The following is a 14,068-nucleotide window of genomic DNA, read 5'->3' as shown; positions in this document are numbered from 1 at the left end:
GGTGTGACCACTGCCCCCGCCGAAGCCCCCGTCGCCGCCGGGGCGCCTCCCGTGCTCGACCGGCGGCGGCGCAACATCGTCTTCGGCACGATCATGCTGGGCGTGCTGCTCGCGGCCCTCGACCAGACGATCGTCGGCACGGCCCTGCCCACGATCGTGGCGGACCTGGGCGGCGGGGACCACATGTCGTGGGTGGTGACCTCCTACCTGCTCGCCGAGACCGTCGCGACGGTGCTGGTGGGCAAGTTCGGCGACCTCTTCGGCCGGAAACTCGTCTTCCAGATCTCGGCGATCGTCTTCATCACCGGCTCGTTCCTGTGCGGCCTGGCGAGCAACATGTCCCTGCTCATCCTGTGGCGGGGCGTCCAGGGCGTCGGCGCCGGCGGCCTCATGGTCACCTCCATGGCACTGATCGCCGACGTGGTCCCGCTGCGCGAACGCGGCAAGTACCAGGGCGCGATCGGCGCCGTCTTCGGGGTCGCGACCGTCATCGGACCCCTGCTCGGCGGCCTGTTCACCGACCACCTGACCTGGCGCTGGGCGTTCTACGTCAACGTCCCGATCGCGATCCTGGTGGTCTTCGCGGCGGCCCGCACGATCCCCTCGGTCCGCGCCACCGGCGGCACCCGCATCGACTACGCGGGCATCGCCCTGGTCGCGGTGGGCTCCAGCGCCCTGATCCTGGCCACCAGCTGGGGCGGCAACGAGTACGCCTGGGACTCGGCGGTGATCATCGGGCTGTTCGTGACCGGCGTCCTGGCCCTGGCCCTGTTCTGCCTGGCCGAGACCCGGGCCGCGGAGCCGATGCTGCCGATGCGGCTCTTCCGGAACCCGGTCTTCACGGTCTGCTCGGTACTCAGCTTCGTGGTCGGCTTCGCCATGCTCGGCGCGATGACGTTCCTGCCGACGTACCTGCAGTTCGTGGACGGGGATTCGGCCACCGTCTCGGGCGTGCGGACCCTCCCGCTGGTGATCGGCCTGCTGATCGCGTCCGTCTTCAGCGGCAACGTCACCAGCAAGACCGGGCGGTACCGGATCTTCCCCATCGCCGGCTGCCTGGTGATGGGCATCGGCCTGTACCTGCTCTCGCGGATGGGCCCGGGCACCGCCGCCTGGCTGGAATCGCTGTACATGTTCGTACTCGGCGCCGGGATCGGCCTGTGCATGCAGGTCCTGACGATCGCCGTGCAGAACACCGTGGACTACGCCGACCTCGGCACCGCCACGTCCGGTGTCACGTTCTTCCGCACGCTCGGCAGCTCGTTCGGCACCGCCGTCTTCGGCACCATCTACGCCAACACCCTGGGCCCCGCGCTGGAGAAGGCCGTCGCGGAGGCCGCCCGGGCCACCGGCGCGGATCCGGCGCAGCTGGCCAAGACGGCCCAGAGCCCCCAGGGGGTCCACGGGCTCGACCCGGCGGCGGCCGCCCCGATCGTGGAGGCGTACGCGCACGCACTGCACACGGTCTTCCTGTGGACGGTGCCGGTGGCCGGGACCGGTTTCGTCGTCGCGCTCTTCCTCAAGCAGGTCCGGCTGCGCGACACCGCCAGAGCGGGCTCGACCGACATGGGCGACGGCTTCGGCTCGCCGGTCACGGCCTCCGGGGATTCCGCCAATCTGCTGGAGCTGGCGGTCGGGAAGCTCGTACGGAACATGCAGCCGCAGACGGCGCGCGCCATCGTGAACGCCTCGGACACCCGGCTGGACGTCGCCGGAGCCTGGGCGGTGATGCAGGTGGAACTCCTGACCCGCACGGTGGGCCACGCGAGCCTCGGGCTCATCGCCTCACGCCGCTCCCTGCCCCCGGAGGTCCTGCTGCCGGTCTTCGAACGGATGACGGAGGAGGGCTACGTCAGCCGCGAGGGCACCTTCCTCACGCTCACCCCGGCGGGGCGGCGGGAGGCGGCGACCATCTCCCAGGCGTGGGGCGACTGGCTCGGCGACCAGCTGGAGAAGGACCGCGGCCGCCCGCGGAGCGAGGAACTCCGGGCGGCGGCCGACGCGATCGCGAAACGGCTGCTCGCGGAGGACCTGGGCGAGGGCTACTTCGCGCAGCGGGCCACCGCGGGCACGTGATCCCGGACGGCGCGTGATCCCGGACGGTTCGGCTCGTCAGAGTCCGGCGCGACCGCCGGTGATGCGGCTCCACAGGGAACGCGTGGCGCCGAAACCGCTCTCGTGCACCCAGACGTGCGTGCAGGAGGGGCACTGCAGGTGCAGCAGGCTGCCGGTGTTGGACAGCAGGTACCGCCAGTGCACGGAACACGTGCGCCGCTCCTCGCACGGTGCGCACCCGCGGCTGTCCTCGCAGCCGGGGCAGGCCACCCAGGCGCGGCGCCCGGGGTCCGCGTGCGGGTCAAGCGGCAGCACGGCCGTCTCCGCGCGAGGCGAGGACACCGGCCGCGACCAGGGCGTCGTACACACGCTGCTGCTCCGCGTCGAGCCCGGAGTACAGCAGGTCGTACGCCGCCTCCTCGCCGCGCAGTACCTCGATCGGGTCCCAGTCGGGACCGAGGGCGTCCATGACCTGGGCCCGCCGCAGGACCTCCTGCGCGGTGAGGTCGACGGTGAAGTCGACCAGCGCCGGGGTGTCCGGGCCGGTGGGCGATGTGGGGTGGTGTGGGGGCATACGAGATAACTTAGGTATGCCTTCTTTCCCGTGGCAAGAGGGGGTGGGAGATGTCACAGCGGCCCGGCGGCCCCGGCCGGCGCTACGGCGTCCGGTAGTCGTACGAGGGTTCCGGCGGCAGGGCCGGCCCCAGATCGGGGCGCCAGGCGCGCAGGACCGCCGTCGAGGGGGCGTAGAGCGCACCGGGGATCCCCTCCGGGTCGAACCACTGCCAGCGCTGGATCTTGTGCGGCTCGGTGACGCGGGGCGTGCCCTCGGCCGCGGTGGTCACGGCGGCCGCGGTCAGCCGGGTCACCCCGGCCGCCGGCGACAGCTGCACGGCCAGGATCCGGACGTCCCCGGGCGCCACCCGCAGGTCCGTCTCCTCGGCCAGCTCGCGGGCGGCGGCCTGCTCGAAACTCTCCCCGGGGTCGACCTTCCCGCCGGGCAGCTCCCAGCGGCCGTCGTGCGCCTGGCCGAGCAGCACCCGCCCGTCGGCGCCGGTCACGACCAGCCCGACGCCGACGACGCCGTTGGGCTGCGGGACGGCCCGTACCGGGCGCTCGGGCTGGTCGTTCGGCGTCGTCATCGCGTGTTCCGCTTCCTGCTCCGGTGGCCGTCGGGCACGGCCCGTACGGGCTGCGGCCGCTCCCGGCGGCCACGGCTCCATTTGCCGGTTCGGCAACAGGGTTTGTCAAGCGGACGGTTCGGGCCACACCCTCCCGGTATGGACACCATGGACAACTCGTACGACGTCGTGGTCGTGGGCGGTGGCACCGCCGGACTCGCCGGGGCGCTGACCCTGGCCCGGGCCCGCCGCTCGGTGCTCGTCCTCGACTCCGGCAGCCCCCGCAACGCCCCCGCCGCCCACCTGCACGGCTACCTGGGCCGGGACGGCGCGAGCCCCGCGGAGCTGCTGGCCGCGGGACGGGCGGAGGTCGCCGGACACCGGGGCGAACTGCGCTCCGGACCGGCCGGCACCGTCCTCGCCGCGGACCGGCGGCCCGACGGCGGCTTCCTGGTCCGGTGCGCCGACGGGTCGGTGGTGCGCGCCGGCCGGCTGCTGATCGCCACCGGTCTGGTGGACGAGCTGCCGCAGCTCCGGGGGCTGCGGCAGCGCTGGGGGCGGGACGTGCTGCACTGCCCGTACTGCCACGGCTGGGAGGTCCGCGACCAGCCGGTCGCCGTGCTGGCCACCGGGCCGCTCGCCGTGCACCAGGCGCAGCTGTGGCGGAACTGGACCGACGAGGTCACCCTGCTCTCCCACGCCCGGCAGCTCACCGGTGAGGACCGGGAGCTGCTGTCCGCCCTGGGCATCGCGGTGGCGGAGGGCCAGGTGACGGGCCTCGACGTCACCGGAGACCGGCTGACCGCGGTGACCCTGGCCGGGGGTGCGGCCGTGGCCTGCACGGCCCTCGTGGTGGCCCCGCGGTTCACCGCCCGCGCCGGGGTGCCGAGGAGCCTGGGGCTGCCCGTCGTCACGGTGGAGCGGGACGGGGCCGTGGTCGGCACCTGTGTCGAGGCGGATCCGCAGACCGGCGCCACCGCCCTGCGCGGCGTCTGGGCGGCCGGGAACGTGTCCGGCCCCATGGAGCAGCTGGCCGGCGCGGCGGCGGCCGGGGTGCGGGCGGCCGTCGCGATCAACACCGACCTGTGCGAGGCGCGGGCCCGCCGGGCCCTCGCAGCCCACCGGGCCCGCCGGGGCGCGGACCCGGCGTAGCGCGCCGGGCGGGCCTGTCGGACGGGTGTGCGGGTTTCGGCCACGGTGCGCCCGTGCAGGCTCTGAGCGGTCTGATCGTCGTACTCATCGGCTCAGAGGCTCGGGGGCGCGCAATGGCACACGTGGTGGTCATCGGCGGGGGTGTCGGAGGACTGGCGACCGCGCTGCTCGCGGCGCGGCACGGACACACCGCCGAACTGTTCGAACGCGACACGCGCGCTCCCGGCGCCGCGCTCGACCGGGACTTCTTCGGCTGGCACCGGCCTGGCGTCCCCCAGGCCACCCAGCCGCACGCCCTGCTCGGCGCGGCCCGCACCCTCCTGCGCCGCGACCTGCCCGACGTCCACGCGCGGATGCTGCGGCTCGGCGCCCGCGAACGGCACGAGCTGGACTGGTTCGACGCACGCCCGCCGGAGCGGCCCGGCGACGAGGACCTCGTCATGCTCCAGGCCCGGCGCATCGTGCTGGAGAGCGCCCTGGCCACCGCCCTGCGCGGCGAACCGGGAGCCGTCATGCACCACGGGGAGCCGGTCACCGGGCTGCTGACCGGGCCGGGGGAGGCCGCGGTGCGGGTGACGGGCGTGCGCACACCGGCCGGTGCGTACCCGGCCGACCTCGTCGTGGACGCGGGCGGCCGGCGCGGCGGTGTCGGACGCCTGCTGGCCGAGGCGGGCTGCCGGCCGGCGCCCGTGGAACGCCACCGGACGGGGCTGGCGTACTTCTGCCGCTGGTACCGGCTGCCCGAGGGGACGGACGAGGGCCCGCGCCGGCCCTGGACGGTGACCGGCGGCGCCTTCGCCGGGTGCGCCGTGTTCCCGGCCGACAACCGGGTCTTCGCCGTGACCCTGTTCGTCCACACCACCGACACCACGCGCGCGGCGCTGCGCGATCCGGCCGTCTTCGAGGCCGCCGCCCGGTCCTTCCCGCCCGGTGCGGCGTGGCTGGACCTGGGCGCCGAGCCGCTGTCGGACGTACTGGCCACGGCGAGCCTGGACAACCGGTGGAGCGCGCCCGTCGACGAGCAGGGGCCGGTGGTGACCGGGCTGGTGCCGGTCGGGGACGCGATCACGCACACGAACCCGACGCTCGGCCAGGGCACCTCGCTCGCACTGTGGGCGGCGCGCAGGGTGGCCGGCACGGCACACCGGGACCCGGGATCGGTGCGGTTCGCCGCCGAGTACCACGCGTGGGCCGTGCGCACCCTGAAGCCCTGGTTCGACTTCCAGGTGGTCGCCGACGCGGCCATCGGGGAGCGGTTCGCGACGCGGGCCGGGCGGACGGGGACGGCGCGCGAGGTCGCCGCGCTGTTCGAGTGCGCCCTGGAGGACCCCGAGGTGATGCGGGCCCGGGCGCGGGGCCGGCACCTGGCCGAGCCGCCGGAGCGGGCGTACGCGGACCCGGAGGTGCGGGCCCGGGTGGCCCGCTGGCTGGCGGCCCGGCCGCACTACGCGCCGAACGCGGTGGGCCCGGACCGGGCGCAGTGGGAGGAGCTGACGGCGGGCTGAGGGCGCCCCGACGGGGCCCTGCGGCGGCTCACGGGCCGGCGGGCGCACCGAGGACGTCGGCGAGGTCGTAGCCGACGACCTCCTCCAGCTGGGCGTACGTACAGCTCTCCGGCGCCCGGTCGGGCCGCCAGCGGCGGAACCGGGCGGTGTGCCGGAAACGGTCGCCCTCCATGTGGTCGTACGCCACCTCGCAGACGCGCTCGGGGCGCAGCGGTACCCAGGAGAGGTCCTTCTTGCCGGTCCAGCGGCTCTGCGCGCCGGGCAGCCGGGCGCTCTCGTGGGCGGACTGCTCGGCCCAGGCGGCCCAGGGGTGGCCGGTGGCGTCGGCCATGCGCAGGGGCGCGAGCTCCTCCACCAGCTCGGCGCGGCGCTTCATGGGGAAGGCGGCGCAGACCCCGACGTGCTGGAGGGCGCCGTGGGCGTCGTGGAGGCCCAGGAGCAGCGATCCGACGATCGGACCGCTCTTGTGGAAACGGAAACCCGCGATGACGACGTCGGCCGTACGCTCGTGCTTGATCTTGAACATGAGGCGGGCATCGGGCCGGTAGGGCAGATCGAGGGGTTTGGCGATCACCCCGTCGAGCCCGGCGCCCTCGAACCGCTCGAACCACTCCTGCGCCAGCGCGGGATCGGTGGTCGCGGGCGCGAGGTGGACGGGGGGCGAAGCGGTGGACAGGGCATCGGCCAGGGCGCTGCGGCGGTCGGCGAGCGGGGTGTCGAGGAGCGCCCGGTCGCCGAGGGCCAGCAGATCGAAGGCGACGAAGCTGGCGGGGGTGGTCCGCGCCAGCAGGTCGACCCGGGACTGCGCGGGATGGATCCGCTCGGTCAGCCGGTCGAAGTCGAGCCGCCCGTCGTGGACGATGACGATCTCGCCGTCCACCACGCAGCGGTCCGGCAGGTTGTCCCGCAGAGCGGTCACCAGCTCGGGGAAATACCGGGTCAGGGTCTTGCCGGTACGGCTGCCGATCTCCACCTCGTCGCCGTCGCGGTGCACGACGGCCCGGAAACCGTCCCATTTGGCCTCGTACTGCATACCGGGCGGGATCTTGGCCACCGACTTGGCGAGCATCGGCTTCACGGGCGGCATCACGGGCAGATCCATGTCTCAGATTCTGCGACGGTGCGTCCCCTCCCGCCCGGTATGCGCACCTGGCGGGGGCCGCCTACCGTGGCGCACATGGGTGCATCCGGTAACGCGATCGAGCTGGACGCGGGCGGGCGGACCGTACGGCTGTCCAGCCCGGACAAGATCTACTTCCCCGAGCGGGGACTGACGAAGCTGGACGTGGCGCAGTACTACCTGGCCGTGGCCGACGGAATCACCCGCGCCCTGCGCAACCGGCCCACCACCCTGGAGCGCTACCCCGAGGGAGTGGAGGGCGAGTCCTTCTTCCAGAAGCGCGCCCCGAAGAACCTGCCCGACTGGATCCCGACCGCCCACATCGAGTTCCCCAGCGGGCGCACCGCCGACGAGATCTGCCCGACCGAACCGGCCGCCGTCCTGTGGGCCGCCAACCTGGGCTGCCTGACCTTCCACCCCTGGCCGGTACGCCGCGAGGACACCGACCGGCCCGACGAACTGCGCATCGACCTGGACCCGCAGCCCGGCACCGACTACCACCACGCGGTGATCTGCGCCCACGAACTGCGCGACGTACTGGAGGACCTGGGCCTGCGCGGCTGGCCCAAGACCTCGGGCGGCCGGGGCCTGCACGTCTTCGTCCCGATCGAGCCGCGCTGGACGTTCACCGAGGTCCGGCGCTGCGCCATCGCGATCGGCCGCGAGCTGGAACAGCGGATGCCCGGCAAGGTCACCACGGCGTGGTGGAAGGAGGAACGCGGCGAGCGGATCTTCGTCGACTACAACCAGACCGCCCGCGACCGCACGATCGCCTCCGCCTACTCCGTACGCCCGCGTCCGCACGCACCGGTGTCGGCCCCGCTGCGCTGGGGCGAGATCGACTCCGCCGAGCCCCGGGACTTCGACATCACCACGATGCCCGCACGCTACGCCGAACTCGGCGACCTGCACGCGGACATGGACGACCACGCCTTCACCCTCGACGCCGCCCTGGAGCTGGCCGAGCGCCACGAGCACGACCACGGCCTGGGCGACATGCCGTACCCGCCGGACTACCCGAAGATGCCGGGCGAACCGAAGCGCGTCCAGCCGAGCCGCGCCAAGCACGAGGACGCCCCACACGAGGACCCACCGCACGAGGACCCCCCGCACCAGGCGTGAGACCGCTGCGCGGCGGCGGCCGCCGGTGGCCGGTACCCGCCGTGAACGGGTGTTGATCAGTCGTTGATCGGACGTCCATCGGCGGCCGTGAGGATCTCCGGCATGTCGATGAACACCGTCTCCACCACCACCGCCACCACCGCGCCCGACTGGTACGAACTCGCGCTGTGCGCCCAGACGGGACCGGGCTTCTTCTTCCCGGAGCCCGGTTCGTCCCTGCGGGAGGCGAAGCGGCTGTGCGGGGCGTGCGAGGGCCGCGTGGCATGCCTGGAGTACGCGCTCGCCAACGACGAGCGCTTCGGCGTCTGGGGCGGCCTCTCCGAGTCGGAGCGCCTGGCCCTGCGCCGGCGCAGCTGACCGCGAGCGGGCCGACGGCACGCACGAAACCCCGGCGGAGTACGGCCCCGCCGGGGTTTCGAAGCCGGCCGCCCGAGCGGGCGCCGACGGGTGGGCGTGCGGCCGGTCAGGCCTTGCGGGCCGCGATCCGGGCCGCGCGGGCGGCGAGCCGCTCGTCGAACTTGCGGGCCTCGGAGTCCAGGCCGTTCATGAACAGGCCCAGCTCCTCCTGCGCCTGTCGGCCGTCCGGGCCGAGACCGTCGATCTCCATGATCTTCAGGAAGCGGATCACGGGGCTCAGCACGTCGTCGTGGTGGATCCGCAGGTTGTAGACCCCGCCGATCGCCATCTGGGCGGCCATCCGCTCGAAGCCGGGCATGCCGTGTCCGGGCATCCGGAAGTTGACCACGACGTCCCGCACGGCCTGCATGGTCAGGTCCGGGGCGATCTCGAAGGCGGCGCCCAGCAGGTTGCGGTAGAAGATCATGTGCAGGTTCTCGTCCTGCGCGATGCGGGCCAGCATCCGGTCGCAGACCGGGTCACCGGACTGGTGGCCGGTGTTGCGGTGCGAGATGCGCGTCGCGAGCTCCTGGAAGGCCACGTACGCCACCGAGTGCAGCATCGAGTGGCGGTTGTCGGACTCGAACCCCTCCGACATGTGCTGCATGCGGAACGCCTCGAGCTTGTCCGGGTCCACGGCGCGCGAGGCCAGCAGGTAGTCGCGCATCACGATGCCGTGGCGGCCCTCCTCGGCCGTCCAGCGGTGCACCCAGGTGCCCCAGGCGCCGTTGCGGCCGAAGAGCGTGGCGATCTCGTGGTGGTAGCTCGGGAGGTTGTCCTCCGTCAGCAGGTTCACGACCAGCGCGATCTTGCCGATCTCCGTGACCTTGGACTGCTCCGGGTCCCACGCCTCGCCGTCCTCGAAGAGGGCGGGGAAGTTGCGGCCGTCGCTCCACGGAACGTACTCGTGGGGCATCCAGTCCTTGGTGACCTTCAGATGGCGGTTGAGCTCCTTTTCGACCACCTCTTCCAGCGCGTACAGCAGCTTGGCGTCGGTCCACGCCTCCGAGCTGCCGAGGAGGGGAGAGGTGATCGTCACGGGTGCTCCTGGGGACAAAGCGAATTACCTACGGTTCCGTAGCCTACGAACCCGTAGGTTAAGCGGAGCGTGAGCACCAGCCAAGCCCCAGGCGTTCATATGCCCGGTTACGTCCGGTTATATATGCAGTTGGAGGGGGCGTGAGAAGGGTTCGGCCCGGCGAAAGTCGCGCCCGCGGGTGGCCGTGACACCCGCCTTGACGGCCGGGGCCGCGCGCAAGGACCCGGCGCGCCGCGCCGAGCGGTGAGCTACGGTCGGTAGTGCACGTCTCACAGCGGGCAACCCGCGCCCGCCCCGACGCACCTCGCAATCCTGGAGCAGCACGATGACGGGCACCCTCCGCGGCCTGCGACCGGCCCACGAGATCCGGCAGGTCCCGCGCGACGCGGCGAAGCTGAACCACTCGATACGCCTGCCCGGCAACGCGCACTGCGCAGGCAGTGCCCGTTCCGGCGTACGGACCCTGCTCACCCGGCACGGGCTGCCCTGCCTCTGCGACTCCGCGGCCCTCGCCGCCTCCGAGCTCGTCGCGTGCGCCCACCGCTTCACCCCCGGGAAGGAGATGCTGCTGAACGTCCGCTGGCAGTTCGACGCCCTGCGCGTCGTGCTCTACGACCAGCACCCGGCGCACTCCTCGCCCGAAGCGAGCGAGGAGTGCCGCGGCCGGCGCAGCCGGGGCATGTGGCTGCTCGCCGCCGCCGTCGAGGCCTGCGGAGGCGACTGGGGGCTCACCCCCGTCCTCACCCCCGTGGGAGGCGCCAAGACCTGGGCCCTGCTGCCGCTGCCGCCGGCGCCCTAGCCGCGCTCCGGCCGGCCGCCGGGTGCGCCGTCACCCGTGCCACAGCGCCTCCCGCACCTCCTCGGCCGTGGTCGGCTTCAGCTCGCCGTCGAGCAGCAGCCACCGGGTGATCCCGATCGACTCCAGGAACGGCACGTCGTGGCTCGCCACCAGCAGCGCGCCCTCGTACGACTCCAGCGCGCCCGTCAACTGCCGCACGCTCGCCAGGTCCAGGTTGTTCGTCGGCTCGTCCAGCATCAGCAGCTGCGGAGCCGGCTCCGCCAGCAGCAGCGCGGCCAGCGCCGCCCGGAACCGCTCGCCGCCCGACAGCGTGCCGGCCGGCCGGTCCGCACGGGCACCCCGGAACAGGAAGTGCGCGAGCCGCGCCCGGATCACGTTGTTCGAGGCGTGCGGGGCGAACCGCGCCACGTTCTCCACCACCGAACGGCTCTCGTCCAGCACGTCCAGGCGCTGCGGCAGGAACCGCGTCGGCACATGGGTCACCGCCTCCCCGGACACCGGCGCGAGCAGCCCCGCGATCGTGCGCAGCAGGGTCGTCTTGCCCGAACCGTTGCCGCCCACCAGCGCGATCCGCTCCGGACCGCGCAGCTCCCACTCGCCCGCCGCCCTGGCCCCGTGCGCCAGGCGCACATTGCTCAGGGTCAGCACCCGGCGCCCCGGATGGACCTGGGTGGCGGGCAGTTCGATCCGGATCTCGTCGTCGTCCCGGACGGCCTCCACCGCCTGGTCGAGACGCTCCCTCGCCTGGGCCAGCTTCTCCGTGTGCAAGATGCGGTGCTTGCCGGCCGACTCCTGCGCCGCGCGCTTGCGGGCACCCATGACGATCTTCGGCTCGCGCTTCTGGTCGTTCATCTTCTGGCCGTACCGCTTGCGCCGCGCCAGCTTGGCGTGCGCGTCCGACAGTTCGCGCTTCTGCCGCTGTACGTCGGCCTCCGCGACCCGGACCATCCGCTCGGCCGCGTCCTGTTCGGCGGCGAGCTGGTCCTCGTACGCCGTGAAGTTCCCGCCGTACCAGCGGACTTCGCCGTCGTGCAGGTCGGCGATCTGGTCGACCCGCTCCAGCAGCTCCCGGTCGTGACTGACCAGGACCATCACCCCGGACCAGGACTCGATCGCCGCGTACAGGCGGCGCCGGGCCCGCAGGTCCAGGTTGTTCGTCGGCTCGTCCAGCAGCAGGACGTCGGGCCGGGCGAGCAGCAGCGCCGCCAGGCGCAGCAGCACGCATTCGCCGCCGGACAGTTCGCCGACCGTACGGTCCAGGCCGATCCGGGCGAGGCCGAGCTGGTCGAGGGTGGCCAGCGCCCGCTCCTCGACGTCCCAGTCGTCGCCGACCGCGGCGAAGTTCGCCTCGGTGGCCTCGCCCGCCTCGATGGCGTGCAGGGCGGCACGGGTGGCGCGGATGCCGAGCGCCTCGTCGACGCGCAGGGCGGTGTCGAGAGTGACGCTCTGCGGGAGGTGGCCGATGGTGCCGGCCACGGCCACCTGGCCGTCCGACGGGGTGAGCTCACCCGCGAGGAGCTTCAGCAGGGTGGACTTGCCGCAGCCGTTGAGCCCGATCAGGCCGGTACGGCCGGGGCCGACGGCCAGCTGGAAGCCGTCGAAGACGGGAGTGCCGTCGGGCCAGTCGAAGGACAGGGCGGAGCAGGTGAGGAAAACGGGGGCATGACTCATGGAGGCCTCCAGGTTGCGTGAATGGTGCGTGCAACGCGGGGAGACAGCCGACGGACGGTCACGTGGAAGGGTGAAAGCGGGTCGGTCGGTGTCTCAACCTCGGAAGAGCAACGTCCTGCTCCGTTCGACGGCAATGGGGCGTCAACGAAGCTACGGGCGGCCCGGGGCCGCCCGCAAACGAATAAGAGCCGCCCGGGTCAGTGGGGGTCGCGCATCAGCTCGGCCAGGCTGTGGTCCATGTCGAGGTACAGGTGCTCCAGCCCCGGCGGCACGACCGTCGCGGCCCGCTCCAGGAACCGGTGCAGTTCGGCCGTCAGCATCAGCACGATCGCCACGCCCTCGGGTGCGTGGAACTCGATCGTCGTCCGGTCCGGGTCGTACGGCCGCACTCGCACGTCACCCCAGCCCGTCGGCCGGTCCAGGCCCGATTCGAGGAGCTCGCGCGCGAACGTCCACGACACCTCGACACCCTCGAGGGTGGCGGGAGCCGGGAAGGCCATGCGCACGGCGAAGGGATCCGCGCGGTCGTAGCAGAGCGTGACGGGCACGGTCTCGACCTTCGGGGCGGTGGCGACCAGACGGGCCTGTACGGCCTGCTCGATAACGGTGATCAAGGCTCGCTCCCTTGCGGCGGATCTGCTGCCGGGCGTGCGTGGAACCCGGCAACCGGATAGACGCGGGAATCGGCAAATCCGTGCATGCGAACCGACGTGAGCTGTGTCACCGATTGGCTGGAACGCGTCCGTTTGATCGCACGGAGTGACGGCGTGAGGGCTGCGGGTCCAGGGGACTCAGTCGGTGCCGCACGCCCCGGAGTGATCACAAAACGGCTGGTTCCCGCTCACTCCACAAGCGCAAAGCATCGCCCTGGTCTCCCGCCGGACGCTCCCGTCGGGAGTCGTCACGCGCAGGTCGCCGCGCATCACCAGCTGGCCGGCGGCCGACCGTACGACCGTGGTCGGCCGGTCCGGCTCCTCATCCGGTCCCCCCTCGGCGAGCCGGTACTGCAACGCGCCCGAGGGGCACCGCCGGATCACCTCGGCGACCCGCTCCGGCTCCGCGCCGTCCGGCTGCACCCACGGACGCTTCCCCGAGTCGAACACCTCGGGCAGACCGCGCACGCACGCGGCGGCGTGCAGGCACCGCCCGGTGTCGTACGTGACGGTGATGCGCTTGCCGTCGTAGGCCTTGGGTTCCTTGGAGGGCATGGCCTCAGCCTAGGAACCCGGCGGCGCGGACGCACCCTGGACGCCGAATCCGGGGTGCATTAGCTTCCGGCGCCATGAGACTTCTGGGAGTTGGCATGTGCGCGGCGGTTCTGGCCCTGGGGCTGCTGGCCGCCCCGGCCCACGCGGACGGCGGGACGGACCTCGGGACGGACGGCACGGACGCGACGGGCACGGCGGACGTGCAGGGTTTACGCGGCACGGGCTGGGCCGTCAAGGACACCGCCAAGGACGCCCGCTTCCGCGGCCTGGCGGCCGTCAGCCGCACCACGGCCTGGGTCGCCGGCACCAAGGGCACGGTGCTGCGCACCGTCGACGGCGGCCGCAGCTGGCGGGACGTCTCACCGCCGGGCGCGGTCGCGGAGGGCCTGGAACTGCGCGACATCGAGGCCTTCGACGCGCGCCGCGCGGTGGCCCTGTCCATCGGCGAGGGCGGGGCGTCGCGGGTGCTGCGCACCGAAGACGGCGGCGCCACGTGGGCCGAGACCTTCCGCAACCCCGACCCGCGCGCCTTCTACGACTGCCTCACCTTCTTCGACCCCCGGCACGGGCTGGCCGTGAGCGATCCGGTGGACGGCAGGTTCCGGATCCTGTCCACGGACGACGGCGGCCGGAACTGGACGGTGCTGCCGGGCGCGGGGATGCCGGACGCCCTGCCCGGCGAGGCGGGTTTCGCCGCGAGCGGCCAGTGCCTGGTGAGCGCCGGACCGCGGGACGTCTGGCTGGCCACGGGCGGCGGCGCGACCGCCCGGATCCTCCACTCGGCGGACCGCGGCCGCACCTGGCGCGTCGCCGAATCGGGCCTCCCGGCGGGCGACCCGGCCAAGGGGGTCTTCGCCCTGGCCTTCCGCGACCGTACGAC

The 14,068-nt window shown here is 73.2% G+C and carries 15 protein-coding genes; 7 read left to right on the top strand and 8 right to left on the bottom strand.

Annotation, left to right across the window (positions count from 1 at the left end):
• The first annotated feature begins 3 nt into the window (after positions 1 to 3).
• Positions 4 to 2,076 (top strand): MDR family MFS transporter, encoded by a 2,073-nt coding sequence (locus tag ACFXA3_RS16865; RefSeq protein WP_385187454.1) that lies wholly within the window; start codon positions 4 to 6, stop codon positions 2,074 to 2,076.
• 36 nt (positions 2,077 to 2,112) lie between these two features.
• Here the strand turns inward: ACFXA3_RS16865 and ACFXA3_RS16860 are convergent, their stop codons facing one another.
• The 3 genes from ACFXA3_RS16860 to ACFXA3_RS16850 form a co-directional block, all read right to left on the bottom strand.
• Positions 2,113 to 2,370: a hypothetical protein gene (locus ACFXA3_RS16860; RefSeq protein ID WP_385187452.1), complete on the bottom strand. Its 258-nt coding sequence runs from the start codon at positions 2,368 to 2,370 to the stop codon at positions 2,113 to 2,115.
• A complete protein-coding gene (locus tag ACFXA3_RS16855) occupies positions 2,357 to 2,629 on the bottom strand; it encodes a DUF6400 family protein (RefSeq protein ID WP_385187451.1) in 273 nt (90 codons plus the stop codon). Before ACFXA3_RS16855 ends, ACFXA3_RS16860 begins: the two co-directional genes overlap by 14 nt.
• An 82-nt stretch (positions 2,630 to 2,711) precedes the next feature.
• The gene (locus tag ACFXA3_RS16850) at positions 2,712 to 3,197 is read right to left on the bottom strand and encodes an NUDIX domain-containing protein (RefSeq protein ID WP_385187450.1); all 486 of its coding nucleotides are present in this window, start codon (positions 3,195 to 3,197) and stop codon (positions 2,712 to 2,714) included.
• 138 nt (positions 3,198 to 3,335) lie between these two features.
• On the opposite strand from ACFXA3_RS16850, the gene ACFXA3_RS16845 reads away from it, so the two are divergent.
• Both ACFXA3_RS16845 and ACFXA3_RS16840 read left to right on the top strand, forming a co-directional pair.
• On the top strand, positions 3,336 to 4,328 hold the full coding sequence (locus tag ACFXA3_RS16845; RefSeq protein ID WP_385187448.1) for an NAD(P)/FAD-dependent oxidoreductase: 993 nt from the start codon (positions 3,336 to 3,338) through the stop codon (positions 4,326 to 4,328).
• Positions 4,329 to 4,441: 113 nt separating this feature from the next.
• Entirely contained in the window at positions 4,442 to 5,833 is a 1,392-nt protein-coding gene (locus ACFXA3_RS16840; RefSeq protein ID WP_385187446.1) for an NAD(P)/FAD-dependent oxidoreductase, read from the top strand.
• Positions 5,834 to 5,861: 28 nt separating this feature from the next.
• Here the strand turns inward: ACFXA3_RS16840 and ACFXA3_RS16835 are convergent, their stop codons facing one another.
• Entirely contained in the window at positions 5,862 to 6,935 is a 1,074-nt protein-coding gene (locus tag ACFXA3_RS16835; protein ID WP_385187445.1) for an ATP-dependent DNA ligase, read from the bottom strand.
• Positions 6,936 to 7,010: 75 nt separating this feature from the next.
• Between ACFXA3_RS16835 and ligD the strand changes: the two genes are divergently transcribed.
• Positions 7,011 to 8,075: a non-homologous end-joining DNA ligase gene (ligD, locus tag ACFXA3_RS16830; protein WP_385187443.1), complete on the top strand. Its 1,065-nt coding sequence runs from the start codon at positions 7,011 to 7,013 to the stop codon at positions 8,073 to 8,075.
• A gap of 102 nt (positions 8,076 to 8,177) precedes the next feature.
• The gene (locus ACFXA3_RS16825; RefSeq protein ID WP_385187441.1) at positions 8,178 to 8,432 is read left to right on the top strand and encodes a WhiB family transcriptional regulator; all 255 of its coding nucleotides are present in this window, start codon (positions 8,178 to 8,180) and stop codon (positions 8,430 to 8,432) included.
• Between the two features lie 106 nt (positions 8,433 to 8,538).
• Here ACFXA3_RS16825 and ACFXA3_RS16820 read toward each other — a convergent pair whose 3' ends face one another.
• The gene (locus tag ACFXA3_RS16820; protein ID WP_385187439.1) at positions 8,539 to 9,510 is read right to left on the bottom strand and encodes an acyl-ACP desaturase; all 972 of its coding nucleotides are present in this window, start codon (positions 9,508 to 9,510) and stop codon (positions 8,539 to 8,541) included.
• A gap of 325 nt (positions 9,511 to 9,835) precedes the next feature.
• Here ACFXA3_RS16820 and ACFXA3_RS16815 point away from each other — a divergent pair, with 325 nt between their 5' ends.
• Positions 9,836 to 10,309, top strand: coding sequence for an ATP-binding protein (locus tag ACFXA3_RS16815; RefSeq protein WP_385187437.1), 474 nt, complete (start codon positions 9,836 to 9,838; stop codon positions 10,307 to 10,309).
• Positions 10,310 to 10,339: 30 nt separating this feature from the next.
• Here ACFXA3_RS16815 and ACFXA3_RS16810 read toward each other — a convergent pair whose 3' ends face one another.
• The 3 genes from ACFXA3_RS16810 to ACFXA3_RS16800 all read right to left on the bottom strand — a co-directional run bounded on the left by ACFXA3_RS16810 (position 10,340) and on the right by ACFXA3_RS16800 (position 13,188).
• Positions 10,340 to 11,980, bottom strand: coding sequence for an ABC-F family ATP-binding cassette domain-containing protein (locus ACFXA3_RS16810; protein ID WP_385187436.1), 1,641 nt, complete (start codon positions 11,978 to 11,980; stop codon positions 10,340 to 10,342).
• Between the two features lie 197 nt (positions 11,981 to 12,177).
• Positions 12,178 to 12,594, bottom strand: a complete 417-nt coding sequence (locus ACFXA3_RS16805) for an SsgA family sporulation/cell division regulator (RefSeq protein ID WP_385187434.1) — start codon at positions 12,592 to 12,594, stop codon at positions 12,178 to 12,180.
• Between the two features lie 177 nt (positions 12,595 to 12,771).
• The gene (locus ACFXA3_RS16800) at positions 12,772 to 13,188 is read right to left on the bottom strand and encodes a (4Fe-4S)-binding protein (protein WP_385187432.1); all 417 of its coding nucleotides are present in this window, start codon (positions 13,186 to 13,188) and stop codon (positions 12,772 to 12,774) included.
• A 95-nt stretch (positions 13,189 to 13,283) separates the two neighbouring features.
• Here ACFXA3_RS16800 and ACFXA3_RS16795 point away from each other — a divergent pair.
• Positions 13,284 to 14,068 (top strand): WD40/YVTN/BNR-like repeat-containing protein (locus ACFXA3_RS16795; RefSeq protein WP_385187430.1); only part of this gene is annotated, 785 nt, incomplete at its 3' end.

This window comes from Streptomyces sp. NPDC059456, assembly GCF_042750055.1.
In the GTDB taxonomy this organism is placed as follows: domain Bacteria; phylum Actinomycetota; class Actinomycetes; order Streptomycetales; family Streptomycetaceae; genus Streptomyces.
The sequence above is the reverse complement of the archived record's forward strand: the minus strand, read 5'-3'. Positions and strand labels throughout refer to the sequence as shown.